Annotated in this window: 24 protein-coding genes and 1 riboswitch; of the genes, 16 read left to right on the top strand and 8 right to left on the bottom strand. The window is 60.7% G+C overall.

Features of this window, described 5'->3' with window-relative positions; all coding sequences use genetic code 11:
• Window positions 1-130: 130 nt before the first annotated feature.
• Entirely contained in the window at window positions 131-964 is an 834-nt protein-coding gene (gene mazG / locus LJX92_RS18970; RefSeq protein WP_032880011.1) for a nucleoside triphosphate pyrophosphohydrolase, read from the top strand.
• Between the two features lie 25 nt (window positions 965-989).
• Window positions 990-1535 (top strand): DUF2058 domain-containing protein, encoded by a 546-nt coding sequence (locus LJX92_RS18965; RefSeq protein ID WP_014719402.1) that lies wholly within the window; start codon window positions 990-992, stop codon window positions 1533-1535.
• A 66-nt stretch (window positions 1536-1601) separates the two neighbouring features.
• On the opposite strand, the gene LJX92_RS18960 is transcribed toward LJX92_RS18965, so the two are convergent.
• From LJX92_RS18960 to purM, 7 genes are all read right to left on the bottom strand, one after another.
• Window positions 1602-3707: a TonB-dependent receptor gene (locus LJX92_RS18960; RefSeq protein ID WP_228308811.1), complete on the bottom strand. Its 2106-nt coding sequence runs from the start codon at window positions 3705-3707 to the stop codon at window positions 1602-1604.
• Window positions 3704-4930, bottom strand: a complete 1227-nt coding sequence (locus tag LJX92_RS18955; RefSeq protein WP_228308810.1) for an MFS transporter — start codon at window positions 4928-4930, stop codon at window positions 3704-3706. The genes LJX92_RS18960 and LJX92_RS18955 overlap by 4 nt, the downstream gene beginning before the upstream one ends.
• Complete coding sequence (locus LJX92_RS18950; protein ID WP_228308809.1) at window positions 4920-6845, bottom strand: IucA/IucC family protein; 1926 nt, start codon at window positions 6843-6845, stop codon at window positions 4920-4922. The genes LJX92_RS18955 and LJX92_RS18950 overlap by 11 nt, the downstream gene beginning before the upstream one ends.
• Window positions 6846-7033: 188 nt before the next feature.
• Entirely contained in the window at window positions 7034-7222 is a 189-nt protein-coding gene (locus LJX92_RS18945; RefSeq protein WP_003193064.1) for a hypothetical protein, read from the bottom strand.
• A gap of 378 nt (window positions 7223-7600) precedes the next feature.
• Window positions 7601-8314 carry a DUF3108 domain-containing protein gene (locus LJX92_RS18940; RefSeq protein WP_032880017.1) on the bottom strand — a complete coding sequence of 238 codons (714 nt, stop codon included), beginning with the start codon at window positions 8312-8314 and terminating at the stop codon, window positions 7601-7603.
• Window positions 8315-8322: 8 nt separating this feature from the next.
• Complete coding sequence (gene purN / locus LJX92_RS18935) at window positions 8323-8973, bottom strand: phosphoribosylglycinamide formyltransferase (protein WP_032880020.1); 651 nt, start codon at window positions 8971-8973, stop codon at window positions 8323-8325.
• Window positions 8973-10031: a phosphoribosylformylglycinamidine cyclo-ligase gene (purM, locus tag LJX92_RS18930; RefSeq protein WP_005790182.1), complete on the bottom strand. Its 1059-nt coding sequence runs from the start codon at window positions 10029-10031 to the stop codon at window positions 8973-8975. The genes purN and purM overlap by 1 nt, the downstream gene beginning before the upstream one ends.
• A gap of 355 nt (window positions 10032-10386) precedes the next feature.
• Here purM and LJX92_RS18925 point away from each other — a divergent pair, with 355 nt between their 5' ends.
• From LJX92_RS18925 to LJX92_RS18905, 5 genes are all read left to right on the top strand, one after another.
• Window positions 10387-11427 carry a DUF2066 domain-containing protein gene (locus LJX92_RS18925; protein ID WP_228308808.1) on the top strand — a complete coding sequence of 347 codons (1041 nt, stop codon included), beginning with the start codon at window positions 10387-10389 and terminating at the stop codon, window positions 11425-11427.
• Between the two features lie 55 nt (window positions 11428-11482).
• Entirely contained in the window at window positions 11483-12556 is a 1074-nt protein-coding gene (locus LJX92_RS18920) for an AI-2E family transporter (protein ID WP_005790179.1), read from the top strand.
• 203 nt (window positions 12557-12759) lie between these two features.
• Window positions 12760-13464, top strand: coding sequence for a DnaA regulatory inactivator Hda (gene hda, locus LJX92_RS18915; protein ID WP_027603798.1), 705 nt, complete (start codon window positions 12760-12762; stop codon window positions 13462-13464).
• Window positions 13465-13673: 209 nt separating this feature from the next.
• Entirely contained in the window at window positions 13674-14303 is a 630-nt protein-coding gene (locus LJX92_RS18910; RefSeq protein ID WP_005790175.1) for a C40 family peptidase, read from the top strand.
• 144 nt (window positions 14304-14447) lie between these two features.
• Window positions 14448-14987, top strand: a complete 540-nt coding sequence (locus tag LJX92_RS18905) for a C40 family peptidase (protein WP_005790173.1) — start codon at window positions 14448-14450, stop codon at window positions 14985-14987.
• 131 nt (window positions 14988-15118) lie between these two features.
• Here the strand turns inward: LJX92_RS18905 and LJX92_RS18900 are convergent, their stop codons facing one another.
• Window positions 15119-16432 carry a PQQ-dependent sugar dehydrogenase gene (locus tag LJX92_RS18900; RefSeq protein WP_228308807.1) on the bottom strand — a complete coding sequence of 438 codons (1314 nt, stop codon included), beginning with the start codon at window positions 16430-16432 and terminating at the stop codon, window positions 15119-15121.
• Window positions 16433-16531: 99 nt separating this feature from the next.
• Window positions 16532-16778: riboswitch (cobalamin riboswitch) on the top strand.
• Between the two features lie 78 nt (window positions 16779-16856).
• Between LJX92_RS18900 and cobO the strand changes: the two genes are divergently transcribed.
• The 9 genes from cobO (at window position 16857) to cobC (ending at window position 25145) form a co-directional block, all read left to right on the top strand.
• Window positions 16857-17468 carry a cob(I)yrinic acid a,c-diamide adenosyltransferase gene (cobO, locus tag LJX92_RS18895; protein ID WP_005790169.1) on the top strand — a complete coding sequence of 204 codons (612 nt, stop codon included), beginning with the start codon at window positions 16857-16859 and terminating at the stop codon, window positions 17466-17468.
• Window positions 17465-18856, top strand: a complete 1392-nt coding sequence (locus tag LJX92_RS18890) for a cobyrinate a,c-diamide synthase (RefSeq protein WP_228308806.1) — start codon at window positions 17465-17467, stop codon at window positions 18854-18856. The genes cobO and LJX92_RS18890 overlap by 4 nt, the downstream gene beginning before the upstream one ends.
• Window positions 18853-19503, top strand: a complete 651-nt coding sequence (bluB, locus tag LJX92_RS18885; protein WP_228308805.1) for a 5,6-dimethylbenzimidazole synthase — start codon at window positions 18853-18855, stop codon at window positions 19501-19503. Before LJX92_RS18890 ends, bluB begins: the two co-directional genes overlap by 4 nt.
• Window positions 19500-20408 carry an adenosylcobinamide-phosphate synthase CbiB gene (gene cbiB, locus LJX92_RS18880; protein ID WP_228308804.1) on the top strand — a complete coding sequence of 303 codons (909 nt, stop codon included), beginning with the start codon at window positions 19500-19502 and terminating at the stop codon, window positions 20406-20408. The genes bluB and cbiB overlap by 4 nt, the downstream gene beginning before the upstream one ends.
• Entirely contained in the window at window positions 20401-21390 is a 990-nt protein-coding gene (gene cobD / locus LJX92_RS18875; protein WP_103733670.1) for a threonine-phosphate decarboxylase CobD, read from the top strand. The genes cbiB and cobD overlap by 8 nt, the downstream gene beginning before the upstream one ends.
• Entirely contained in the window at window positions 21387-22838 is a 1452-nt protein-coding gene (locus tag LJX92_RS18870; RefSeq protein ID WP_228308803.1) for a cobyric acid synthase, read from the top strand. The genes cobD and LJX92_RS18870 overlap by 4 nt, the downstream gene beginning before the upstream one ends.
• 161 nt (window positions 22839-22999) lie before the next feature.
• Window positions 23000-23521, top strand: a complete 522-nt coding sequence (gene cobU / locus LJX92_RS18865) for a bifunctional adenosylcobinamide kinase/adenosylcobinamide-phosphate guanylyltransferase (RefSeq protein WP_032880036.1) — start codon at window positions 23000-23002, stop codon at window positions 23519-23521.
• Window positions 23518-24573: a nicotinate-nucleotide--dimethylbenzimidazole phosphoribosyltransferase gene (gene cobT / locus LJX92_RS18860; RefSeq protein ID WP_228308802.1), complete on the top strand. Its 1056-nt coding sequence runs from the start codon at window positions 23518-23520 to the stop codon at window positions 24571-24573. Before cobU ends, cobT begins: the two co-directional genes overlap by 4 nt.
• Entirely contained in the window at window positions 24570-25145 is a 576-nt protein-coding gene (gene cobC / locus LJX92_RS18855) for an alpha-ribazole phosphatase family protein (protein ID WP_228308801.1), read from the top strand. Before cobT ends, cobC begins: the two co-directional genes overlap by 4 nt.
• Window position 25146 lies beyond the last annotated feature (1 nt).

Raw genomic sequence — 25146 nt, 5'->3', positions numbered from 1 at the left:
TTGTGTTAGCTGCTTCATGTGGGAGCTGGCTTGCCTGCGATAGCACCACCTCGGTTTAACTGAAGCACCGAGTCGCGAGCATCGCAGGCAAGCCAGCTCCCACATTGGATTTTCAGCGGAAAGAGATACGATGTATTCACTCGAAGACCTGCTGCACCTGATGAACCGCCTGCGCGACCCGCAATACGGCTGCCCGTGGGACATCAAGCAAACCTACGCGACCATCGTCCCGCACACGCTGGAGGAGGCCTATGAAGTGGCCGACGCCATCGAGCGCGGCGATTTCGATCACCTGCAAGGTGAGCTGGGCGACCTGCTGTTCCAAGTGGTGTATTACAGCCAACTGGCGCGGGAAGAAGGGCGCTTCGAATTTGCCGGCGTGATCGACAGCATCACCCGTAAGTTGATTCGCCGGCATCCTCACGTGTTCCCAACCGGCGACCTGTACGCACCGCTGGATATCCCGCAGTTGAGCGAAGAACAGGTCAAGGAGCGCTGGGAGCAGATCAAAGCTGAGGAGCGCGCAGAAAAGTCCGACGCTCCCGAGCAACTCTCCCTGCTCGATGATGTGCCCACCGCCTTACCTTCGTTGTCCCGTGCGGCCAAATTGCAAAAGCGCGCCAGCCAGGTCGGTTTCGACTGGCCGGCCGCCTTGCCGGTGGTGGACAACGTGCGTGAAGAGTTGGATGAAGTGCTCGAAGCCATGGCCGATAACGATCCGCAGGCCATTGCCGATGAAGTCGGTGACCTGCTGTTTGCCGCCGTCAACCTGGCCCGTCACCTCAAGGTTGACCCGGAAACCGCACTGCGCGGTGCCAATGCCAAGTTCGAACGACGTTTCCGATTTATCGAACAGGCATTGCGCGATACGCACCAACCCATAGAAGATTGCACCCTCGAAGAGTTGGACGCCCTGTGGGGCGAAGCCAAACGCCAGGAAAAGAATGTGTCCAGCTGCGGTTGAGCAGCTGCCTAAGTGAGTAAGCACCATGAGCCTTTCCCTTCGCGACCAGTTGCTCAAAGCAGGTCTGGTCAACCAAAAGCAGGCCAAGCAGGTCGGCAAAGAGAAGCAGAAGCAGCAGCGTCTGGTCCACAAGGGCCAGGCCGAAGTCGATGATACCCAGGCACGCCTGGCCGCTGAGGCACACGCCGAGAAGGTCAAGCGTGACCAGGAGCTCAACCGCCAGCAGCAGGAAAAAGCCGAGGCCAAGGCGCGTACCGCCCAGGTCAAGCAGTTGATCGAAACCTCGCGCCTGCCCAAGTTGACCACCGAGGACTACTACAACTTTGTCGATGACAAGAAGGTCAAGCGCCTGTCGGTCAACACCTTGATGCGCAACAAGCTGAGCAACGGCTCTCTGGCTATCGTGCACCACGGTGGCGGCTACGAGGTGATCCCGCGTGAAGCGGCGCTCAAGATTCAGGAACGTGCACCGGAGCGCATCGTGCAGCTCAACATCCTCACCGAAAGCCAGGTGCCGGATGAGGATGATCCGTACGCCGCCTACCAGATCCCTGACGATCTGATGTGGTAAGCCGCTAGAAACGACAAACCCCGCCAAAAGGCGGGGTTTGTGTTTTAAGCGTGCAGCGTCAGCCGGTTACCAATCCACTGCGTAACTCAGGCTGAAGGTACGGCCCTCGGCATTCGGGTACGGTGCGCGGGCATTGGCCTGGGCGAACATGTTCTGGTAGTTGCGGTTGGTAAGGTTGTACACCGCACCTTCGAGGCGACCTACCGGTAGCCTTACCGAGCCCAGCAGGTCAACCAAGGTATAGCCCTGGATATCGCGACCGTTGTTGTCCTTGGCCGCCGCGTCATAGTCGGCCAGGCGCATCCCCTGCAAGCGCAGGCTGTAGTCGTCACGCTGATAGCCGACAAAAGCGGTGGTCTTGGCGGGGGAAATACGCGTGGCGGGCAGGTCGATCCATTTGCCGTTCTGCTGGGTCTCGCCCTTGGCGTAAGCGTAAGTACCGCCGACGGACCACTGGTCGTTGACGTTATAAGTCAGGCTGGTTTCGGCACCGCGCACGCGTTCTTTCTGATTGATCAGGCGCAATACACGGTCGTTGGCATCGTAGAACTGCGTGACATCCGAGGTGTTTTCATACGCGGTGACACTGGCCTGCCACTTGTCCCAGTCGCCACGCCAGCCCAGCTCGTAACTGTCGACTTTCAGAGCCTGGGCATTGAGGTCCTGAATATCGTATTTGCTGTTCACGTCACGCAGGAAGCGCTGGATATCCGGCAGGGAAAAGCCCTGGCTGAAGTTGACGAACACGTCCTGGTTTTCGGTCAGGTGATACACCGCCCCGAGGTTATACAGCGTGTCATCGTATTTGAGCGTGCCGCCGGGCAGTGTGGCGCGGTTGCCGGTCTGGACGATTTCGCCGTAGGCGATGCTGTCGGAGACTTTGCTCTCAATCCACTCGCGACGTATTCCACCGCGTAAGGTCCAGTCATCGATGTCGTAGGACAGCTGACCAAAGATGGCTTTGGTGGTGGTCTCAATATCCGGGCCCAGTTCGAACGTGGTCCCGGTTTTGCTGTAGCTCAGGCCATTGACCCGGTATTGGTCGCCACGCTGGCGTGAGGTTTCATGATCATAGTCAGCCCCCCACACCAGGTTGCCGGTTGCCGGGCCGATGTCCGGCATCTGCGTATCGATCGCCGCACGCAGGCCATAGACATCCTGCACGCTGTTGTTGTCGGACACGCCTGCCCGACCCCGGGACAGGTCCGGGAAGAACAGGGCGTCGGCCCGCCGCCAGTAACTTTCGACCTGCAGGCCCTGGCCGTAGAAATCCTTATCGGCGTAGTTAAGGTTGACCGCCTGGTTATGGGTGTAGGGCTGGTCGCCCAGGTCCAGGCCTTTTACCGCGACTGCGTTGCTGGTGATGCGCGGGTTCTTGGTGTAGCGGGTGTCTTGTTCGTCTTTATAGTCTTGCAGCGACAGGCTGATCTTCTTGTCGTCATCGAGCTCGTAGCCGAAGCGACCTTGCAGGTCGTAGGTGTCGGTGTCCATGTTGCTGCCCTGGGACGTATCCTGGGGAATGCGCTTGCCGTTACCGTCGAACTGGTCGTTGCGCTGCACGGTATTGCCCGACAGATACCAGTCCACTGGACCCTTGCGCCCGGTAGCGCTTTGGAACGCCTCGTAAGCGAACCCCTTGTGGCTGAAGTTATTGCCGGCGGTCATGCCGATCTTGCTGCTGAAGGCCAGGTCCTCACCCTTGTTGCGCTTGGTGATGATGTTGATGATGCCGCCCGATGCGCCTGCGCCGTAGACGCTGCTGGCGCCGGAGATCACTTCGATGCGCTCGATGCTTTCCGGTGCCACGCTGTTGAGCTGGCGGAAGTTATCGCGCGCGGCGTTTTGTGAAACCCCATCGATCAGGATCAGGGTATTACGCCCGCGAAGCGTTTGGCCGAAGTTGCTCATGCCGCCGCTGGAAGGCGCAATGCCAGGCACCAGTTGGCCGAGGATATCTGCGACCCGACGCCCCGCGCCCGTTTGCTGGCGGATCTGTTCTTCGTTGATGACCTGCACAGAGCCTGGAATCTGCGCGATGCTGGTTTCATTGCGCGTCGCCGACACCACGGTCGCTTGCAACTGCAGGCTGGTCGGCTCTGTCTGTTCGGCCCAGGCGGGGGCACTGATCGAGCCGAGAAGTGGCAGCAGAACGGCCAATTGCGATGTGTTCATGGGTTTGTCTCAGAGTTATTAGAAGTATTGACAGAAAAATCGGATGTCTCAGGCGCTCGCGTAAATGAACGGATGACGCGGATACTCACGGCGGCCAATGCGTAGGTCAGTGCGACCAGCCAGAAGCTGTGCGCCAGGCCCACCCATCCCATGCTGATACCGCCTATCAATGCGCCGCACAGCGCACCTGCTTTGGCGGCGCTGTTGCCCATGCCCAGGGCGAAACCCTGCTGGCTGGACGCTACGGTATTGGCGATCAGCGTGTAGGCCACGGGCAATAAAGCACCCTGCCACACGCCCCATAGCAGCCGGCTGGCGATGAACCCCAACCACTCACTGGCCAGCGCCGTGCCGGCCAGTGTGAGCGCGCACGCCCAGGTGACCCACTCGATGATGCGCAGCGTATGCGCTGGTTGATGTCGATCGAACAGGCGGCCCCATAACGGCGCGGACAGTGCCAGGGTCAAGGCGCTGGCGCCATAGCTGGCGCCGATCAGCCACGCGGGTGCCTGCAAAACCTCGGCAACATATAAGGCGTAAAACGGTTGCGGCATCATCCTGGCCGCCTGGATCAATACGATGATTCCCAACATTGCGCCCAGCCAGCCTTTGGGCAGTGCGACAGGCTTCGATGGGCGGGCAGGTCTGGATCGTGGTGAATCGCTGGGCAAGAACGCGCTGATTATCGCGCACAACAGGCAGACGGCGGTGGCGCTGTAGCACAGCAATGCGAAACCGGATATGTCCATCAGCCAGCCGCCCAATACCGGCCCGGCCAGGGAGCCTACGGCGGTGGCTGATTGCAGTCGCGCAAGAATGTGCCCGCGTCCACTCTCACCGCAGCAGGCCAGCGCGTAGGCTTGGGCAGCTGCAATGAAACCGGCCAATGCACCTTGCACCACGCGGATGACCACCAGCCACCACGGATCGGGCGTCATCGCAGCCAGCGCCTGGCACACCGCCAATGCCAGCAACGCCCGGATGATCATCGGCTTATGGCCGGTACGGTCGCCCAGTTTCCCCCACATGGGTGTGAGGATCATCGCTGCCATCATCGGCCCAGCATATACCAGCGAAGACAGCAGGCCGGTGTACTGGGCATTGGCGACGCCCAGCAGCTTCTGGATTTGCAGCGGCCAAAACGGCCCGCTCATCTCCATCGCCCCCATCGACACCAACTGAATCACCACCAGCAGCCGCAGCGCTGTGTTGTTAGTCGGCATTGGCGGCCGCGCTCAACGGGTTGGGCAGGCGTCCGACGATATCGGCATGACTCTCCAGCAGGCGCATGCGCATGAACGACTTGGCCGGCCACGGTTGCTCCAGCAGTGCTTCGCGCTCGGCTGCCCAGCGTTGCGGTTCAACCTGTGAGCGCAGGTTGTCGAAACACTGGCTGACCTGTGCCGACAGTTCATTCCAGAGCAGCGCCTGGGGGATGTCGAAGTGGCGCGCAGCAAGCAGGATCAACTCACCCAGATGGCACATGAATACGGTGTGCAGCAGTTTGTCCCGTACGAAACCTGCGTCGTCGTACAGCGTCATCTTCGGGTCGTGTAGTTCGACGTCCAGGCCGTGGGCGTGCAAGGTCTTGCGGTCGATACGGATATCGCCGAAATCGCGCAACAGCAGGCGGCTCAATTGCCCATCTGCAGTCATGACCATGAAGGAGTTCTGCTGATGGGCCTCGAAAGCGACACCGTAACGCAAATACATGCCCAGCAGCGCCGGCACACTGATCGCCGCGTACTCATGGAAGAACGCGAGCATGGCCGCCGCATCGTCTTTGCCTTGGCTCAGGCGCACCCATTGGCGCAGCAGCGGCTGGCCGTGTTGATCAATGGCAAACAGGCTGCCCACCGGTACGGCCATTTCCCCGGGCTTGAGCTGGCTCTGGGGATTGTCGCGATAGAGCACCGCCAGGTGGCGGGAGTGCTCGTCATTGGCCGGTTGTGGCTTGAAATGCACACCGATACGCTCGGGAACGATGCTGAGGATTTTCTGAATCGCAGGCTCGCGCTCCAGGATGGTCAGCAGCAGGTGGCTGATCCGTGGGCCCATGCGCGCCGAGCGCGGTGAGACGGTGCGCTGCACGCTGGTCAGGCGCAGCGACACCGGCAGTTTGACCATGGGCGCATCGCAACGTCCGTCAGGCAATACGGTCCTGAATGACATGGTGGGGTGGGCGGTAAACGCGACGATATCGGTCAGCACCAGCAGCTTGTCGCCGATTGCATCGGCGAACAGCTGGGGCAGCTCCTGACGTGCCTGCCAGGGATGGGCAGGCACCGGCAGATAATCGCCTGCTTCAAGGCCTTGTGCTTGAAGTGTCGCGGTTAATTGCTGCGCCGCGTGTGGAAAGTGACTGCTCCACCACTGCCAGTAATCTGCCGTCCCGGCCAACGTTTCGACATGGGCAAACTGGCGATGCAGCGCGCACAGCAGCACGGGGAAGCGTGCTTCGAACTCCGGCGAATAGTCGATGACTTGGCTGGTATCCAGGCCCAGCTTGGTCTTGTAGTTGGGGTGCCACGGGTGCCCCAATGTTCCCCACTGCTCAAGTACGGATGTCGGATTGATCGTGCCTGCACCGTGCTTGAGATGACTCAGCAGGTTGCCTTGATGTACTGGGTCCATGGACGCATGCAGCTTGAGCGTCCATTGCTCATGGAAAGCGAGGCACAAGGTGTCGTTGATGAAGCTGTCGTCGATCTCGGCATTGAGGCGGTTGAGCACTTCCAGGTCGGCAGGTGACGTGAGGCTGGCGTTAAGCAACGTCAACAACTGTGATGGGAACTGAATCTTCTGGTCGAGCTGACCTTCGCGCAACAGGATGACTTTGCCACGCAGGTCCCAGCTGGCCATGCGGCCAGGACGCAAATGATCAAAGCGCAGGCGAGCCTGACAAGGCAGTGTCAGCGAGCATTGCCCATGTTCGTCGTAAATGAGGGTGCTGGGGTCCAGCAGGCTTTCACGAAACAATGCTTGGATCAGGCGTTGGAAGCTACGTTCAGCGGCAGGTGCCAGCGTATTGACCAAGTCGTCGAGGCTGATGTGGCTGGCCTGGAATTGCGCAGTGGCAAGCGCTTCGCTCCAGCGTTCCAGTAACGCGTTTTCCGGCTTCCTGCTATTTCCGTGCATCTAATTGATTCCCTAATCGTGAGCCTGAATGAAAGGCGCATGAATGATATCGAGAATCATTATTTGTGTGTGCTTTTGTTACATTAATTCATATCGAATTTTTGACAAAAAAACCGCGCTCGAAAAGCGCGGTTTTTGATGTAGACGGCCCGGCTGCGTGGGCCGGGCGTCGACTTGATTTCAGAGTTTCAGGAGCTTTTCGCCTGGCGTTGCAATTCGAGAGTTTCAAGCTCGTTTTTATAATTGTGGGCATCGCTCTCGTTGTGAAACATGCCGACCAATACGTCTTGCTGATGGACATCCCAGATGTGAATCCCGTGGCCTACCGCCTCGTGGGACATATGCTCATCGTCGCGTTCAGTTACTTTTACAGTCATCTGCTTGCTCCAATCTCTGGTTGATCTGCGGCAAGTCGTCGCAGGCCTCTGTTATATTATTTGTTAGCTTGCTAAGTAAACTGATTTTGCGCGCAATAATTCATTGCAGAAAACGCAACAATCGCGCAGGCCGCTAAACCCGTGGCATTCGGTCGCAGGGGCATGAGTTTTATGACAAAAGTTTCATGTTTGCTTCTAGCAATAAGACCTTTGTCGGCCCTACCACCGCTATCGGGAGCAAGCCCCCTCCCACATTTGAAATGCATTCCACTGTGGGAGGGGGCTTGCTCCCGATAGCGCCATAAGCTTCACAGTAAAATTTCCAGGCAAAAAAAAGCCCCGCATTCAGCGAGGCTCTCTTCCAGCTCATCAGCGCAATCAGCTGCCTTTGACGGCCTTACCGTCAACGGTGCCATCCTGCAGCATGATGTTGTATTCCTTGCCGTCGGTCTCAACCTGGCGCAGGGCAACCAGAATGCCGCCCTGGTCCTTGGCAAACCACATCTGCGTGATGCGCTTGCTCTGGGAGGGATCACGTACGCGTTCAACCTTGATCGCGTCAATGGAGCCTACCTTGGTCTGAACCTTTTCCGGGCCAATCACACGGAAGTCATAGGTATCGACATCAGTACCTTCGGCCACTCGGTAGCTCATGCTCTTCTTGCCGGCAGCCACGTCGCGCTGAAGGGCGAGCTGATACGTGGACTTGTCGAGCATGCCGCTTTCGAGGGTGACGTTGACCGGATCCTTGTTTTCAAAGCCGGTGATTTTCTTGTTCGCCTGGTCGAAATCCAGGTTGATCTTCTTAGCCTTGCCCAAACCGCCGCGCTCGAAGCTGTAGCTCTTGGGTTGCAGGGTGTCCTTGTCGAACAGGATCACGCTGGTTTCGGTCAGGCTGGCAATCATCATCGAGGCCTTGAAGTTCAAGGTCCAGGTGCCGTCGCCGTTTTTGGTCAGGCTGCGTTCAGCCGAACCACTCATGGGCAGTTGCTTCCAGTCGGCGGTGTAGCTGACGGAGAAAGGGTGAAGGTCTGCCGCTTGTACGGCAGGCAAAGCGAACAGCGCAAAAGCGAAGAGCAGGGCGCGACGCATAAAATCTCCTAGGTTCGAATCAAGTGGCCGCTGGCCGCGAGTAACTGACCGTCCAATAATGCACCCTGGTCACCAAGAATCAACCGTCCCTCGGCAAACCAGCGAACAGCCAGCGGGTAAATCCTGTGTTCCTGGGTATGAACCCGTTGCGCAAGCGTCTGCGCCGAGTCGCCTGACTCTACCGGAACCACTGCCTGTACGACCAGAGGCCCGCCATCGAGTTCCTCGGTGACAAAGTGCACGCTGCAGCCATGCTCGCTGTCGCCGGCGTCGAGGGCGCGCTGATGGGTGTGCATGCCTTTGTACTTGGGCAGCAGGGAAGGGTGGATATTGAGCAGGCGCCCTTCGTAGTGCCGCACGAAATCAGCACTGAGGATGCGCATGAAGCCGGCAAGCACGACGAGCTTGGGTTTGAAGGCGTCGATCAGTTCGACCAGGGCGCGGTCGAAGGCCTCGCGGCCGTCGAACGCCTTGTGATCCAGCGAGCGGGTGTCGATACCCGCATCCCTGGCGCGTTGCAGGCCGTAGGCGTCGCTGCGGTTGGAAATCACCGCAGCGATGCGCACCGGGCTGTCACCGCTGCGCGTGCTATCGATCAGGGCCTGCAAGTTACTGCCGGTGCCGGAGAGCAGCACCACGACATCACAGGTTGCAGGCATCAGTGCGCCTTAAGGTTCTTCAGTTCAACCTGGGCTGCGCCTTCTGGAGCAGTGGCGATCTGGCCGATGACCCAAGGTTGCTCGCCGGCTTCACGCAATACGTTCAGCGCGGTTTCAACGTGCTCTTGCGCCACGCAGATGACCATGCCCACACCGCAGTTCAGCACGCGGTGCATCTCGGTTTCGTTGACGTTGCCTTTCTCTTGCAGCCAATCGAAGACTGCCGGGCGCTGCCAACTGGCCACGTCGACAATCGCCTGGGCGCCTTTTGGCAGGACGCGCGGGATGTTGTCCAGCAGACCGCCGCCGGTGATGTGGGCCATGGCCTTGACGGCGCCGGTGTCCTTGATCAGCTTGAGCAGTGGCTTGACGTAAATGCGGGTCGGGGCCATCAGCAGGTCGGTCAGAGGCTTGCCGTCGAGCTGGATGTTCTCGATGTCGGCGCCGGACACTTCGATGATCTTGCGGATCAGCGAGTAACCGTTGGAGTGCGGGCCGGACGATGGCAGGGCGAGCAGGGCGTCGCCAGCAGCCACTTTGGAGCCGTCGATGATCTCGGCTTTTTCCACGACGCCGACGCAGAAACCGGCCAGGTCGTAATCTTCGCCTTCGTACATGCCTGGCATTTCAGCGGTTTCGCCGCCGACCAGCGAGCACCCCGACAGTTCGCAGCCGGCGCCGATGCCGGTGACCACCTGGGTTGCGGTTTCGACATTGAGCTTGCCGGTGGCGTAGTAGTCGAGGAAGAACAACGGCTCGGCGCCGCACACCACCAGGTCGTTGACGCACATGGCAACCAGGTCGATGCCGATGCTGTCGTGCTTGTTCAGGTTCAGGGCCAGGCGCAGCTTGGTGCCTACGCCGTCGGTGCCGGACACCAGTACAGGCTGCTTGTAGCCGGCCGGGATTTCGCAGAGGGCGCCAAAACCGCCCAGGCCGCCCATGACTTCAGGGCGCGCAGTGCGCTTGGCGACGCTCTTGATGCGTTCGACCAATGCTTCACCGGCGTCGATGTCTACACCGGCGTCCTTGTAGCTCAGGGAGGGTTGCTTGCTCATGATCCAGGCCTTTAGGGGGGGATTCAGGGGTAACGACCGAGCGGGCGGGCGCTTTTTAAAAAGGCCGCTGCCGTTGACGGTCTGCGAAGGCGCGCGATTTTATCAGGCTTGAAGGGCAGCGGCCATCCTCGGGCCGACGGGCAGGGCCATATAGATTAAAAAAGCCGGTTAAAAAATGCTGATCGGCTCTGCCAAGCGGCGTATTAAGGTATAGCCTTGAACCCGCTATCGTTATGACAGTACAAAAACTTACCGAGGCCCTGTGAATGTTTTGCCGGGTGCTGTGGTCACAGCCTGGCTAAACCGATTCACGCGGTCTGTTCCAGCCGCTAAATTTGTCGTTCGGGAATCTTCCATGCGTCTGTGTAAATTCTTCTTTGTGGGCTGTTTGTCGTTGGTCAGCCTGGCGAGTCATGCCGAAACCCTCAATGGCCTCTATCAAGTGCTCGAACCGGTCAGCAGCCAGTCGCCCCAGGAGCGTGACCAGGCCACCCAGCGCGCCGTGCAGACTCTGGTGATTCGCCTCACCGGCGACGCCAAGGCCGCCGATGGCCCGGGCCTGGCGGCAATCCGCAAGGACCCGCAACAAATCATCACCCAATATGGCTACGACGCGGGCCCGCCCGAGAGCCTGCAAGTGGACTTCGACCCGGTCAGCACCGACCGCGCCTTGCGTGATGCCGGCCTGTCGATCTGGGGCAGTAATCGGCCGTCGATTCTCGGTTGGTGGCTGAACGATTCCACCGAAGGCAGCAGCCTGGTCGGCGATGGCCAGGCGGTTGCCCAGACACTGCGCCGGGCCGCGCAACACCGTGGCTTGCCGTTGCGCCTGCCGCTGGGCGACCTGGATGAGCAAGTGGTTGCCACTGCGCCGAATCTGGAAAGCGCGGACGCTGCGCCCTTGCGTGCAGCCTCCGAGCGCTACGGAGCCGATGCGTTGCTGGCTGTGCATGCGCGCCAGGAAGGTAATCAGTGGCAGGCCAAATGGCGTCTGTGGCTGGGCGATAAGTCTGAGCAAGGCACCGTCCAAGGCGCTGATACTGCCGCACTGGCAGATGCTGTATTGATGGAGGTCAGCCAAAAGCTGGCGCCGCGCTTTGCGGTCAAGCCTGGTGTGAGCAGCGAGCAGCTGCTTGAAGTGCAAGGCATGAACCTGGAGCGCTACGCCGCCCTGGGCCGGTTGCTGGAACCCTTTGGCGGTCAGCCGCAGTTAGTGGATGGCAATCGCATTGTGTATCGCGTCAACGGCAGTGCCGAGCAGCTGCGTACCCAATTGAGCCTGGCCAAGTTGCAGGAAATTCCCGCAGGTGAAACCCCGGCCCAGCAACCTGTGGTCGATGGCACGCAACCGGCTGCTGTGCCTGAGCCTCAGGCGCAACTGCGGTTTCGTTGGTAAATAGTGTTCCTTCTTCTATATAGAAGAAGGGCGTCGATAATAGATGGAGTGGTTTATGGCGGATACGCGTCGTTGGGTGTGGCTTGGCGGGATAGTCCTGCTGTGCGGTTTTGTGTTCTTGCTGCATTCGATCCTGACGCCGTTTCTGGTGGCGCTGTTGCTCGCCTATCTGTTCGATCCCGTGGTGGATCGCCTGGAAAAAGCCGGTATGTCGCGTACTTTGGGCGTGGTCACGGTGTTCGCACTGTTCACGCTGATTATCACGGCGCTGGTGTTGATACTGGTGCCGATGCTGGCCAAGCAGCTGTTTCGCCTCTACGAGCTGGCGCCGCAGATGCTCGACTGGTTGCAGCACACGGCAATGCCGTGGGCCCAGTCCAAGTTCGGGTTGGCGGATGGGTTCTGGAAGTTCGACAAGGTCAAGGCGGCCATCAGCGAGCATATGGACAAGACCACCGATATCGTCACGGTGGTGCTCAGCCAGGCAACCGCTTCGAGCCTGGCGCTGATCGGCTGGTTGACCAACCTGGTGCTGATCCCGGTGGTGGCGTTTTACCTGCTGCGTGATTGGGACATCATGATGGCCAAGATCCGCAGCCTGCTGCCCCGTGACCGTGAAGAACGCATCGTCTCCCTTGCTGCAGAATGCCATGAAGTACTGGGGGCATTCGTTCGCGGTCAGTTGCTGGTGATGCTGGCGTTGGGGGTGATCTACGCAGCTGGCTTGATGGCCATCGGTCTGGAGCTGGGGCTGTTGATCGGCTTGATCGCAGGCCTGGCAGCCATCGTGCCGTATATGGGCTTTGTGATTGGTATCGGTGCGGCGCTGGTGGCCGGACTGTTCCAGTTTGGCGGCGACCTCTACCCAATGCTGGGGATTGTCGCGGTGTTCATGGTCGGCCAGGCATTGGAAGGCATGGTACTTACGCCGTTGCTGGTAGGCGATCGGATTGGCCTGCACCCGGTGGCGGTGATCTTTGCGATCCTGGCGGGTGGCGAGTTGTTCGGGTTTACCGGCATTCTGCTGGCGCTGCCGGTGGCGGCGGTGATCATGGTGCTGGTGCGTCATGTTCACGACTTGTACAAGGATTCGGACGTGTATACGGGCGTTGATGAGCCCGAGTTGTAATCGCAATGTCACAAACCCGGCCAAGGCCGGGTTTGTTGTTTCTGGCGGTGGTGCGTCAAACAATCCGCGTGAAACCGCCAAGTTAACGCAAACCTTTGATTTTGCTTGTGGTCTGCTGCATTGTGCACCCGGCGTCACGGGTATAAACTTTGCAAACTTTACACAGAGGCCACTAACGGTTCGATGGGAGCCGTTCAGTCAGCATGAAACCGATTCAGCTGCCCCTAGGTGTGCGTCTGCGTGATGACGCTACCTTTATCAATTACTACCCAGGCGCCAATGCCGCTGCACTCGGCTATGTGGAGCGGCTTTGCGAAGCCGACGCCGGGTGGACTGAAAGCCTGATCTATCTGTGGGGCAAGCATGGCGTGGGGCGTACCCACCTGTTGCAGGCCGCGTGCCTGCGTTTCGAACAGATGGGCGAGCCGGCAGTGTATTTGCCCCTGGCCGAGTTGATGGACCGCGGCATCGGCATCTTCGACAACCTTGAGCAATACGAACTGGTGTGCCTGGACGACTTGCAGGCGGTGGCCGGCAAGGCGGATTGGGAAGAAGCGCTGTTTCACCTGTTCAACCGCCTGCGCGACAGCGGTCGTCGTTTGCTGATCGCCGCTTCCACATCGCCTCGTGAGCTGCCGGTGAAGCTGGCCGACCTCAAGTCGCGCCTGACCCTGGCGCTGATCTTCCAGATGCGCCCGTTATCCGATGAGGACAAGTTGCGTGCCCTGCAGCTGCGTGCTTCCCGACGTGGCCTGCACCTGACCGACGAAGTCGGGCACTTTATCCTGACTCGTGGCACCCGCAGCATGAGCGCGCTGTTCGATTTGCTTGAGCAGCTTGACCAGGCTTCGTTGCAGGCGCAAAGAAAATTGACGATTCCTTTTCTGAAAGAAACGCTGGGTTGGTAAGGCGTTGATTTGCCACTAATCGGCATTTTACGGGCGCCAGAAAACCTGCGTTTGAGCCCAGCGGGCCACGCAAGTGCAGTGATAAATGGAATTACGGCTTAGATGGCATAGTCCAAACAATAAGTCACATAGATCACGATTGAATTTGCAAATCGATGTGATAGAGGGCATAGTCTCGGCTTCTTTACACATCAGCCACGGTCGTGCCCATGCTAAATCGCTTCGCACCCCTCGTGCCTCTCGCACTCGTTACCCTATTGTTTGGTTGCGCCTCCCACCCTCAACAGGTGGCAGAACAGCCCAAACCACAGGTTCAAAATCAGGCCAAGTTCGTTGCTGCACAGTCTGCTTCTGTTTATGAAGAAGAGATGGCAACCGAAAAAGAACTCGCCGAGTTTTCAGACAGCAAGCCTTACCAGCTGCCCCTTCTGGCCGACAGCATTCTTGAACGCGGCAAGTCCCTGATCGGTACTCGTTACCGTTTTGGCGGCACCTCTGAAGCCGGTTTCGATTGCAGCGGTTTCATCGGTTATCTGTTTCGTGAAGAAGCTGGCATGAACCTGCCTCGCTCCACCCGCGAAATGATCAACGTGGATGCACCGTTGGTCGCACGCAACAACCTCAAGCCGGGCGATCTGCTTTTCTTTAGTACCAGTGGTCGTGGTCGTGTCAGCCACGCCGGTATCTACCTGGGCGATAACCAGTTTATCCACTCCAGCAGCCGCCGCAGCGGTGGTGTTCGGGTCGATAACCTGGGCGACAGCTACTGGAGCAAAACCTTCATCGAAGCCAAGCGCGCACTCGCCATGGCCCCGACTACGGTTACCGCTAGTAAGTAAAGTTAAAGTGATACTTGAAGTTTGACGTGTAAGCGCTAGAATCCCTGGACATTGTTGTTATCCGTTCGCGCGAGCTTTGCTTGCGCGTTCTGGTTTTCAACGTTCGGCAGCGAAAGCCGCATCCAGACCAGGATTGTTCTGCACATGTCGACCTCGGCCCGCCTGATGCTCATTGTTTGCGCCGCGCTGCTCAGCGCCTGCGCCAGCCGTCCACCGCCGCCCGCGCCTGTAGCGGTCAAGCCCAAGCCGGTATTCAACTACGCCACCCAGAATTTTTCGCCTGCTGCCGAAGACGTGCTCTTCCGTGCGCTGGGCCTGGTCGGCACGCCTTATCGCTGGGGCGGCAACACACCGGATTCGGGGTTTGATTGCAGTGGCCTGATCGGCTTTGTGTTCCGCGACGCCGCCGGCATTTCCCTGCCGCGCACCACCCGCGAACTGATCGTGATGCGTGGCCAGGACGTCAGCGAGCAGAACCTGCAAACCGGTGACTTGCTGTTCTTCGCCACAGGCGGTGGTTCACGGGTCAGCCATGCGGGAATCTATGTCGGGGAAGGGCGCTTTGTGCATGCGCCGCAAACCGGCGGTACGGTTAAGCTCGACACGCTATCCAAAGCGTATTGGCAGAATGCCTACCTGAGTGCCAAGCGGGTTTTACCGGGGAATCTGGCACGCAACCCTTGAGTCGTACATAGATCCAGTGTGGGAGGGGGCTTGCCCCCGATAGTGGTGTAACAGTCGGCACATACTCAGCTGACAGACCGCAATCGGGGGCAAGCCCCCTCCCACATTATTTGCAATGCTCTTGAGATGGGTTACTTGGCTGCAGAAACCCGCCACACCTTATTGCCCACATCATCAGCCACCAGCAAATCACCCTGCTGATCAATCACCACGCCCACCGGCCGGCCCATGGCTTTCTCGTCGCTGTTGAGAAACCCCGTCAGCACATCCACCGGCTGTCCTTTCGGCTGGCCCTCTTCAAACGGCACAAAAATCACCTTGTAGCCACTATGCGGCTTGCGATTCCACGAACCATGCTGGCCGATAAACGCGCCGTTGCTGAATTGCGCAGGCAACTTGCTGCCCTCGGCGAAGGTCAGCCCCAGTGAAGCGGTGTGCGGGCCTACCGCGTAGTCTGGCGCGATGGCTTTGGCAACCAAGTCCAGGTTTTGCGGCGTGACGCGAACATCCACATGCTGGCCGTAATAGCTGAAGGGCCAGCCATAGAAGCCGCCATCCTTGACCGAGGTGATGTAGTCCGGCACCAGGTCGCTGCCGATTTCATCGCGCTCATTGACCGCCGTCCACAGCTTGCCGCTCTGTGGTTCCCAGGCCATGCCATTGGGGTTACGCAGACCGGAGGCAAAAATGCGGTGTTGGCCGGTGGCGCGATCGACTTCCCAGATTGCAGCTCGGCCTTGCTCGACGTCCAGGCCATTTTCACCGACGTTGCTGTTGGAGCCGACGCTCACATACAACTTGCTGCCATCCTTGCTGGCCACCACGTTTTTCGTCCAGTGGTGGTTCAAGGGGCCACCTGGCAACTCCACGACTGTTGTGCCTGGGGATGTGATTGCGGTTTCACCTGGCTGATAAGGAAAACGCAGCAACTTGTCCGAGTCCGCCACGTACAGGTCGTTGCCCACCAGTGTCATGCCAAACGGCGAATTCATATTTTGCAGAAATACCGTACGCGTTTCGGCCACGCCGTCATGATCGGCATCGCGCAACAACGTAATGCGGTTCGGGCTCGGCACACCGGCACCGGCGCGGCCCATGACTTTTTCCATCACCCAACCCCGCACGCCTTTGGTGTCGTCTGGCTTGGGTGGCGCATTGGTCTCGGCCACCAACACGTCGTCGTTGGGCAGTACGTAGAGCCAGCGTGGATGCTCCAGGCCCTCGGCGAATGCGGCCACTTGGGTGCCGGCGGCAGCCGTTGGCTTGGCGCCTTCAGGCCAACCGATCGCCGGGGCGATGTTGACGGTGGGAATCAGCGTCTTGTTCGGCTCCGGCAGTTTGGGCGAGGGCCCGGTGCCATCGGAGACTTGCAAGGTAGAGCTTTCGCCGCAGGCGGCGAGGCTGCCGGTGAGCATGATCAGTAAGGCCAGTCGGGTTTTAGGCATGGTTTTCTCCTTGATACCTGTAAGGGTAGAGAAGCACGCTGTACGGATGGTTCAAGTACAAGGCCAGCTTTAATTGACGCTCCACCCCCAACCCACTAACCTTCGCGGCTTGTTCCAGGTGCTCTGTGGCGTGCGCGTCGACAGGGTGAAACAGGGAAGCCGGTGAGCGAGCGCACTTGTACACAGTGCTGCCGCGATTCCGGCGCTGCCCCCGCAACGGTAAATGAGTCAAGACGGTGCTGTTTGCCACTGTATCGCCCGCGATATGGGAAGGCGCGCCCTCGGCTGCTTCGACAAGACGCGCCACTCATGAGTCCGGAGACCGGCCTTGAACATTCAACAGCATCACGGTGGGCGATGCTTGGCTGTCTGTTTTTTCTTTTTCCTGCCCGCCGTTTTTGTCCAGCCCCAACGGAGAGCTGCCATGACCGATTCCCCCGACCGCGACGAACGCCACCTGGCGCGCATGTTGCGCAAAAAAGCCGTGATCGACGAGCGCATCGCCAATTCGCCGAATGAGTGCGGCTTGTTGCTGGTATTGACCGGCAACGGCAAAGGCAAGAGCAGTTCGGCCTTCGGCATGTTGGCCCGCGCCATGGGCCACGGCATGCAGTGCGGTGTGGTGCAGTTCATCAAGGGCCGCAACAGCACAGGCGAAGAGCTGTTCTTCCGGCGCTTCCCCGAGCAAGTTCGCTTCCACGTCATGGGCGAAGGCTTCACCTGGGAAACCCAGGATCGTCAACGCGATATCGCCGCCGCCGAAGCAGCTTGGGCGGTGTCGCGGGCAATGCTCAATGACCCTTCCATTGGCCTGGTGGTGCTGGATGAACTGAACATCGCTCTCAAGCACGGCTACCTCGACCTGGACCAGGTACTAAGCGACCTGCAAGCCCGCCCGCCGATGCAGCATGTGGTGGTCACTGGCCGTGGTGCCAAGCCTGAATTGATCGAAATGGGCGACACCGTCACCGAAATGGGCATGCTCAAGCACGCGTTCCAGGCCGGTATCAAGGCACAGAAGGGCGTTGAACTTTGAATCAGCCCCGCCAATGCCCAGCCGTCTTGATCGCCGCTCCGGCGTCCGGCCAAGGCAAAACCACGGTCACCGCTGCGCTGGCCCGTTTGCATCGCAACCTGGGGCGCAAGGTGCGCGTGTTCAAATGCGGGCCGGACTTTCTCGACCCGATGATCCACGAGCGCGCCAGCGGTGCGCCGGTGTATCAATTGGACATGTGGATGGTGGGCGAGCAGGAAAGTCGTCGTTTGCTGTGGGAGGCGGCGGGGGAGGCCGACCTGATCCTGATCGAAGGCGTGATGGGGCTGTTCGACGGTACCCCCTCCAGCGCCGATCTGGCGCGGCACTTCGGCGTGCCAGTGCTGGGGGTGATCGACGGGACTGCCATGGCCCAGACCTTTGGTGCCCTGGCCCTGGGCCTGGCGCGCTATCAGCCCGACCTGCCGTTCGCCGGCGTGCTGGCCAACCGTGTCGGCACCCTGCGCCATGCCCAGTTGCTCGAAGGCAGCCTCACGGAGGGCTTGCGTTGGTACGGCGCGTTATCCCGCGAGACCGGTATCGAACTGCCGAGCCGCCACCTGGGCCTGGTGCAAGCCAGCGAACTCAATGACCTCGATGTACGCCTGGATGCTGCCGCCCAGGCATTGGGCAGTAGCTGCGAAGTGGCCCTGCCGCCGCCCGTGACCTTTGCCGCGCCCGAAGTGATCAAGGCCGAACCGTTACTTGCCGGTGTGCGTATCGCCGTCGCCCGTGACGAAGCCTTTGCCTTTACCTATGGCGCCAGCCTGGATTTGCTGCGGGCCATGGGGGCCGAGCTTGAGTTTTTCTCACCTATCCATGATCGCCAACTGCCGCAGGCAGACAGCCTTTACCTGCCAGGCGGGTATCCGGAACTGCACCACCAGGCGCTGTCGGCAAACACCTCGATGCTGGAGGCCATCCGTGCTCATCACGCCGCCGGCAAGCCACTGCTCGCCGAATGTGGCGGCATGCTCTATCTGCTCGATTCGCTGACGGATGTAGAGGGCGCCCGAGCCGAACTGGTTGGCGTGCTGCCAGGCGATGCGGTGATGCAAAAGAAACTCGCGGCACTGGCCCTGCAAAGTGTCGAATTGCCGGAAGGCACGTTGCGCGGGCACACTTATCACCACTCCTTGACCAGCACCGCATTGGCGCCGATCTCCCGTGGCCTGAGCCCTAACGGCGGGCGCGGGGCTGAAGCGGTTTACCGACAAGGGCGGCTGACCGCTTCCTACGTGCACTTTTATTTTCCGTCGAATCCTGGCGCGGTGGCCGCGTTGTTCGCGCCAGACCTTGAGACCGCTATCGCAGGCAAGCCAGCTCCCACAGTTGACCGAGTTGAAACCCAATCCAATGTGGGAGGGGGCTTGCCCCCGATGAGGCCATGACTGACAACGCCTTCCCCGAGGCCGACCGCCAGGCCGTATACCGCGCCATCGCCGAACGCCGCGACATGCGCCACTTCACCGGCGGCAGCGTCACCCCGGAACTGTTGCACCGTCTGCTCCAGGCCGCGCACCAGGCACCCAGTGTAGGCCTGATGCAACCGTGGCGTTTTATCCGCATCAGCGACCGATCATTGCGCAGGCAGATTCAACAGTTGGTGGAAGAAGAGCGCGCGCGCACCGCGCAGGCCCTGGGCGAGCGCTCCGATGACTTCATGAAGCTCAAGGTCGAAGGCATCAGCGACTGCGCCGAGGTGCTGGTGGCTGCACTGATGGATGATCGCGAGCGCCACATCTTCGGGCGCCGCACCTTGCCGGAAATGGACATGGCGTCTCTATCTTGCGCAATCCAGAACCTGTGGCTGGCGGCGCGCGTGGAAGGCCTGGGCATGGGCTGGGTGTCGCTGTTCGAACCCCTGGCGTTGGCCGAACTGCTTGGCTTGCCAGCCGGCGCGAAACCCCTGGCCATACTGTGCCTGGGGCCGGTGGCTGAGTTCTACCCGGCACCGATGTTGCAGCTCGAAGGCTGGACCGAGCCACGGCCGCTGAGTGACATGCTGTATGAAAACAAGTGGGGAGTGAGTCAATGAGTGTGGCCTTGCTGTGTGTCGCTGCGGTGGCGCTGGATGCGCTGCTGGGTGAACCCAGGCGCTGGCATCCGCTGGTGGCGTTCGGCAACTTCGCCGGGCGCATCGAGCAGCGTTTCAATAGCGGTGGGCGTGGCTGGCGCAGCCATGGCGTGACCGCGTGGTTTATCGCAGTAGTGCCTCTGACCTTGCTGACCACCGCGTTATCGTGGGCGCCTTATATCGGCTGGCTCCTGGAAATCCTGGCGTTGTACTGCGCCTTGGGCATGCGCAGCCTGGGCGAGCATGTGACGCCGGTGGCCCAGGCCCTGCGCAGCGATGATCTGGATGAGGCACGCAAACGCGTGAGTTACCTGGTCAGTCGCCAGACCAGCGAACTGGACCGCACCGAAGTTGCGCGCGCCGCAACCGAGTCGGTGCTGGAGAACGGCAGCGATGCGGTATTCGCCGCGTTGTTCTGGTTTGTGGTGGCAGGCGTGCCAGGCGTGGTGCTTTATCGCCTGAGCAACACCCTCGACGCCATGTGGGGCTATCGCAACGAGCGCTTTGTGCGTTTTGGCTGGGCGGCTGCAAAGATCGACGATGTGCTCAACTACATTCCTGCGCGGCTGGTGGCCTTGACCTACGCGCTATTGGGCAAAACCCGCCTGTCTCTCAAATGCTGGCGCACCCAGGGCCCGACGTGGGACAGCCCTAACGCCGGTCCGGTGATGGCTGCCGGTGCCGGTGCGTTGGGCGTCGAACTCGGTGGCGCAGCGATTTATCACGGCGAGGTGCATCAGCGCCCGCAGTTGGGCGAAGGCCCGCCGGCCGATGCCGACTCCATTGATCGTGGCTGGCACCTGGTGCAGCGCGGCGTATGGTTGTGGCTGCTGGTCTTGTGCGTAGGGGCGCAAATCTATGCTTGAACACGGTGGTCGGCTGCGAAAGGCCGCGATTGAATACGGGATTGCCGAAGCGGATTGGCTTGATCTCTCCAGTGGCCTGGCGCCCTGGCCGTGGCCGATTCCCGAGATCCCGCTGCGTGCCTGGGCCCGCTTGCCGGAAACCGATGACGGCCTGGAGAAGGCCGCCTGCGAGTATTACGGCGCCGCCCAGTTGTTACCGGTGCCGGGCTCCCAGGCCGCGATCCAGTTACTGCCGCGCCTGCGCCGCTCCGGCAAGGTCGGCGTGCTTTCGCCTTGCTATGCCGAGCACGCCGAAGCCTGGCGCCGCGCCGGTTATGTGGTGCGTGAAGTGCAGGAGCAGGAGGTCGACTTCTTTCTCGACAGCCTCGATGTGCTGGTGGTGGTCAACCCCAACAACCCCACGGGCCTGAGCCTGCCCCCGCAACGCTTGCTGGACTGGCACGCGCGGCTGGTCCAGCGCGGTGGCTGGCTGGTGGTGGACGAAGCGTTTATGGACGTGACCCCCGATTCAAGCCTGGCGAGCCATGCCGATCAGGTCGGTCTGATCGTACTGCGCTCGTTCGGCAAGTTTTTTGGCCTGGCGGGTGTACGCCTGGGCTTTGTGCTGGCCGAACGCAAGTTGCTCAAGTTGCTGGCCGAACAGGTCGGGCCCTGGGCAGTCAGCGGGCCGACGCGGGTATTGGGCCAAGTGTGCCTGCGCGATACGGATGGGCACACCCGCCAGCGCAATCGATGCATCGAAGCGGGCCAGCGCTTGTTCGAACTGCTTGAGCGCAGAGGCTTTCAACCTCACGGCGGCTGCGCATTGTTCCAGTGGTTGATCACGCCTCATGCCGAGCGCCTGCACGAATTCATGGCCCAGCGCGGCATCCTGCTGCGCCTGTTTGTGCACGACAGCAGCGTGCGTTTCGGCTTGCCCGACACCGAAGCCGACTGGTTGCGGCTGGACGAGGCTTTGGCCGCATACAAGGAAGCCACATGAGTACGCTGATGGTGCAGGGCACTACCTCCGACGCCGGCAAGAGCACCCTGGTGACCGCGCTGTGCCGTTGGCTGGTGCGCCAGGGTGTCGCGGTGGCGCCGTTCAAGCCGCAGAACATGGCGCTCAACAGCGCGGTGACGGCCGAAGGCGGCGAGATCGGCCGCGCCCAGGCAGTGCAGGCCCAGGCTGCCAACCTGGCACCCCACACCGATATGAACCCGGTGCTGCTCAAGCCCAACAGCGACACCGGCTCGCAAGTGATCATCCACGGTCGCGCCGTGACCAGCATGAACGCCGTGGCCTATCACGACTACAAAGCCATTGCGATGCAGGCGGTGTTGGCTTCCCACGCACGTTTGAGCCAAGCCTACCCGGTGGTGATGGTCGAAGGCGCGGGCTCCCCGGCCGAGATCAACCTGCGCGCCAATGACATCGCCAACATGGGTTTCGCCGAAGCGGTGGATTGCCCGGTGCTGTTGATCGCCGATATCAATCGCGGCGGCGTGTTTGCCCATCTGGTCGGTACCCTGGAATTGCTGTCGCCCAGCGAGCAGGCACGGGTCAAGGGCTTCATCATCAACCGTTTTCGCGGTGATATCGCGCTGTTGCAGCCTGGCCTGGATTGGCTGGAGGCGCGCACCGGCAAGCCGGTTGTCGGCGTGTTGCCCTATGTGATGGACCTGCACCTGGAAGCGGAAGACGGCATCGACCAGCGCCAGATCGACAAGGCCGCCCACGTGCTCAAGGTGGTGGTGCCGGTGTTGCCGCGGATCAGCAATCACACTGACTTTGACCCGCTGCGCCTGCATCCTCAGGTGGATTTGCAGTTTGTCGGGCCGGGCCAGGCGATGCCTGCGGCTGACCTGATCATCCTGCCTGGCTCCAAAAGCGTACGCAGCGATCTGGCCTTCTTGCGCGCCAATGGCTGGGATGCGGCCGTGGCGCGGCATCTGCGTTATGGCGGCAAGGTGCTGGGGATTTGCGGCGGTTTGCAGATGCTGGGTGAGCAGGTGCATGACCCGCTTGGGCTGGAGGGTGTGGCCGGGTCCAGTGCCGGCCTCGGGCTGCTGGCGTTTACCACAACGCTGGAGGAGCACAAGCAGCTGCGCAATGTGCGCGGACGCTTGGTGCTCGAAGATGCTGAAGTGAGTGGGTATGAGATTCACGCGGGTGTGACATCAGGCGATGCCCTGCTCAGCGCTGCGGTGCTGCTGGACGATGGTCGCAGCGATGGCGCGCTGAGTGCTGATGGGCAGATTCTCGGCACCTACCTGCACGGGCTGTTCGAAACACCGGCGGCGTGCAGTGCCTTGCTGCGGTGGGCCGGATTGCAGGAGGTGCAAGAGGTGGATTATCACGGGTTGCGCGAGCGTGATATCGAGCGGTTGGCGGACTTGGTGGAGAACCACCTGGATACGGATTTATTGCGTCGATTGTGCGGGATTTGACGGCATGTATAGGACGCAAATGTGGGAGGGGGCTTGCTCCCGATAAGTGCTTCACAGTCACTGAGGCATCGACTGATACACCTTAATCGGGAGCAAGCCCCCTTCCACAATGGATGGTGTCAATCGCAATTTTTTCGGCTGGCTGGAAAAGGTATTTGCTCATGTATCAATTAATCCTCGGTGGTGCCCGGTCGGGCAAGAGTCGCCTGGCTGAAAAGCTCGCCTGCGACAGCGCTTTGCCGGTCACTTATATCGCCACCAGCCAACCGCTGGATGGTGAAATGAATCAGCGGGTGGCGCTGCATCGCGAACGTCGCCCGGATCATTGGGGGCTGATTGAAGAACCCATCGAGCTGGCGCATGTGCTGCGTGAAAACGCCGCTACCGACCGCTGCCTGTTGGTGGACTGCCTGACGTTATGGCTGACCAATCTGCTGATGCTCGACGATAGCGATCGTCTGGTGTTCGAGCGCGATCAACTGCTGCAAACCCTGGCCTCGCTGCCGGGTGAAATCATTTTTGTCAGCAACGAGACCGGTCTGGGTGTCGTGCCGCTGGGCGAATTGACTCGCCGCTATGTGGATGAAGCCGGTTGGCTGCATCAAGCCTTGGCCGAGCGGTGTCAGCGTGTGGTGTTGACGGTTGCCGGCCTGCCCCTGACTTTGAAAGGTACTGCGTTATGACGGACTCCTGGTGGCTCAACCCCTGCAAGGCCATCGATGCCGCTGCTCATGAACAGGCGCTGGCGCGTCAGCAGCAATTGACCAAGCCCGCCGGTTCCCTCGGCCAGCTGGAGGCGCTGGCGGTGCAGCTGGCGGGTTTGCAGGGCCAGGTCAAGCCGTCGGTGGAGCAACTGTGGATCGCGATTTTTGCCGGCGATCACGGTGTGGTGGCTGAGGGCGTATCGGCGTTTCCCCAGGCGGTCACCGGGCAGATGCTGCAAAACTTCGTCACCGGTGGTGCGGCGATCAGCGTGTTGGCGCGGCAACTGGATGCGCAGCTGGAAGTGATTGATCTTGGCACGGTGACGCCCTCGCTGAATTTGCCCGGCGTGCGTCATGTGAATATCGGCGCTGGCACGGCCAACTTCGTCGATGGCCCGGCGATGACCCAGGCTCAAGGGCTGTTGGCATTGCAAGCCGGCCGAGACAGCGCGCACCGCGCTCTGGAACGCGGTGCGCAGGTGTTTATCGGCGGCGAGATGGGTATCGGCAATACCACCGCGGCCAGCGCGTTGGCCTGTGCATTGCTGGATTGCCAGGTGAGCGACCTGACTGGCCCGGGCACAGGTTTGAATGCAGTGGGCGTCAGCCACAAGGTCGCGGTCATCGAGCGCGCTTTGGCGCTGCATGCCGGGCAACGGGGTGATGCGTTGCAAACGCTGTTCAATCTCGGCGGTTTTGAAATTGCCGCGTTGGTTGGCGCTTACCTGGCCTGTGCGCAGGCAGGTATCGTGGTGCTGGTGGATGGGTTTATCTGCAGCGTTGCCGCGCTGGTGGCGGTGCGCTTGAACCCGGCGTGCCGCGAATGGCTGGTGTTCGGGCATCGCGGTGCCGAGCCGGGCCATCGCCATGTGTTGCACAGCCTGGATGCCGAACCGCTACTGGAACTGGGCTTGCGCCTGGGCGAAGGCAGCGGCGCGGCGCTAGCGGTGCCGTTGTTGCGTTTGGCCTGTGCGTTGCACGGGCAGATGGCAACCTTCGCCGAAGCGGCCGTGGCAGATCGCCCCGCATGACCTTGCACCTGGACCTGCTGCGCCACGGCGAAACCGAGCTGGGCGGCGGCCTGCGCGGCAGCCTGGACGATGCCTTGACCGCCAAGGGCTGGGCGCAGATGCGAGCCGCGGTGGTGGGGCAGGGGCCATGGGATAGGTTGATCGGCTCACCGTTGCAACGCTGCGCCTTGTTTGCCCAGGAGCTGGGAGCAAAGCTCTGCCTGCCGGTCAGCCTTGAGCCGGCTTTGCAAGAACTCCACTTCGGTGCCTGGGAAGGCCAGAGCGCCGCGGCGCTGATGAAGACCGATGCCGAAGGGCTGGGTTTGTTCTGGGCCGATCCCTACGCGTTCACGCCGCCCCAAGGCGAGTCTGTCAGTGCATTTTCCGAGCGGGTGCTCGGCGCGGTGTCACGCCTGCATCAGGCTTACGCCGGCCAGCGCGTGTTGTTGGTCAGCCATGGCGGCGTGATGCGCCTGCTGCTGGCCCGGGCGCGTGGGATGCCGCGCGAGCAACTGCTGAACGTCGAGGTCGGCCACGGCGCGCTTTTCAGCCTGCAGGTCGGTGCCGACGGCGTACTGAAAGAAGGATCATGAC

This window comes from Pseudomonas sp. HN8-3 (assembly GCF_020790195.1).
GTDB classification, from domain to species: Bacteria; Pseudomonadota; Gammaproteobacteria; order Pseudomonadales; family Pseudomonadaceae; genus Aquipseudomonas; species Aquipseudomonas synxantha_A.
This window is presented reverse-complemented; position numbering and strand designations above follow the sequence as displayed.

What these genes read in the sequence shown, in the direction of transcription:
- LJX92_RS18870 (WP_228308803.1), top strand. Translation starts at nt 21,387, where the DNA reads ATGAGTACGCTGATGGTGCAGGGCACTACCTCCGACGCCGGCAAGAGC.
- LJX92_RS18925 (WP_228308808.1), top strand. Translation starts at nt 10,387, where the DNA reads ATGCGTCTGTGTAAATTCTTCTTTGTGGGCTGTTTGTCGTTGGTCAGC.
- LJX92_RS18905 (WP_005790173.1), top strand. Translation starts at nt 14,448, where the DNA reads ATGTCGACCTCGGCCCGCCTGATGCTCATTGTTTGCGCCGCGCTGCTC.
- LJX92_RS18965 (WP_014719402.1), top strand. Translation starts at nt 990, where the DNA reads ATGAGCCTTTCCCTTCGCGACCAGTTGCTCAAAGCAGGTCTGGTCAAC.
- LJX92_RS18960 (WP_228308811.1), bottom strand. Translation starts at nt 3,707, where the DNA reads ATGAACACATCGCAATTGGCCGTTCTGCTGCCACTTCTCGGCTCGATC.
- LJX92_RS18900 (WP_228308807.1), bottom strand. Translation starts at nt 16,432, where the DNA reads ATGCCTAAAACCCGACTGGCCTTACTGATCATGCTCACCGGCAGCCTC.
- cbiB (WP_228308804.1), top strand. Translation starts at nt 19,500, where the DNA reads ATGAGTGTGGCCTTGCTGTGTGTCGCTGCGGTGGCGCTGGATGCGCTG.
- purM (WP_005790182.1), bottom strand. Translation starts at nt 10,031, where the DNA reads ATGAGCAAGCAACCCTCCCTGAGCTACAAGGACGCCGGTGTAGACATC.
- bluB (WP_228308805.1), top strand. Translation starts at nt 18,853, where the DNA reads ATGACTGACAACGCCTTCCCCGAGGCCGACCGCCAGGCCGTATACCGC.
- cobT (WP_228308802.1), top strand. Translation starts at nt 23,518, where the DNA reads ATGACGGACTCCTGGTGGCTCAACCCCTGCAAGGCCATCGATGCCGCT.
- LJX92_RS18940 (WP_032880017.1), bottom strand. Translation starts at nt 8,314, where the DNA reads ATGCGTCGCGCCCTGCTCTTCGCTTTTGCGCTGTTCGCTTTGCCTGCC.
- cobU (WP_032880036.1), top strand. Translation starts at nt 23,000, where the DNA reads ATGTATCAATTAATCCTCGGTGGTGCCCGGTCGGGCAAGAGTCGCCTG.
- LJX92_RS18910 (WP_005790175.1), top strand. Translation starts at nt 13,674, where the DNA reads ATGCTAAATCGCTTCGCACCCCTCGTGCCTCTCGCACTCGTTACCCTA.
- mazG (WP_032880011.1), top strand. Translation starts at nt 131, where the DNA reads ATGTATTCACTCGAAGACCTGCTGCACCTGATGAACCGCCTGCGCGAC.
- cobO (WP_005790169.1), top strand. Translation starts at nt 16,857, where the DNA reads ATGACCGATTCCCCCGACCGCGACGAACGCCACCTGGCGCGCATGTTG.
- LJX92_RS18955 (WP_228308810.1), bottom strand. Translation starts at nt 4,930, where the DNA reads ATGCCGACTAACAACACAGCGCTGCGGCTGCTGGTGGTGATTCAGTTG.
- purN (WP_032880020.1), bottom strand. Translation starts at nt 8,973, where the DNA reads ATGCCTGCAACCTGTGATGTCGTGGTGCTGCTCTCCGGCACCGGCAGT.
- LJX92_RS18920 (WP_005790179.1), top strand. Translation starts at nt 11,483, where the DNA reads ATGGCGGATACGCGTCGTTGGGTGTGGCTTGGCGGGATAGTCCTGCTG.
- LJX92_RS18950 (WP_228308809.1), bottom strand. Translation starts at nt 6,845, where the DNA reads ATGCACGGAAATAGCAGGAAGCCGGAAAACGCGTTACTGGAACGCTGG.
- cobC (WP_228308801.1), top strand. Translation starts at nt 24,570, where the DNA reads ATGACCTTGCACCTGGACCTGCTGCGCCACGGCGAAACCGAGCTGGGC.
- LJX92_RS18945 (WP_003193064.1), bottom strand. Translation starts at nt 7,222, where the DNA reads ATGACTGTAAAAGTAACTGAACGCGACGATGAGCATATGTCCCACGAG.
- hda (WP_027603798.1), top strand. Translation starts at nt 12,760, where the DNA reads ATGAAACCGATTCAGCTGCCCCTAGGTGTGCGTCTGCGTGATGACGCT.
- cobD (WP_103733670.1), top strand. Translation starts at nt 20,401, where the DNA reads ATGCTTGAACACGGTGGTCGGCTGCGAAAGGCCGCGATTGAATACGGG.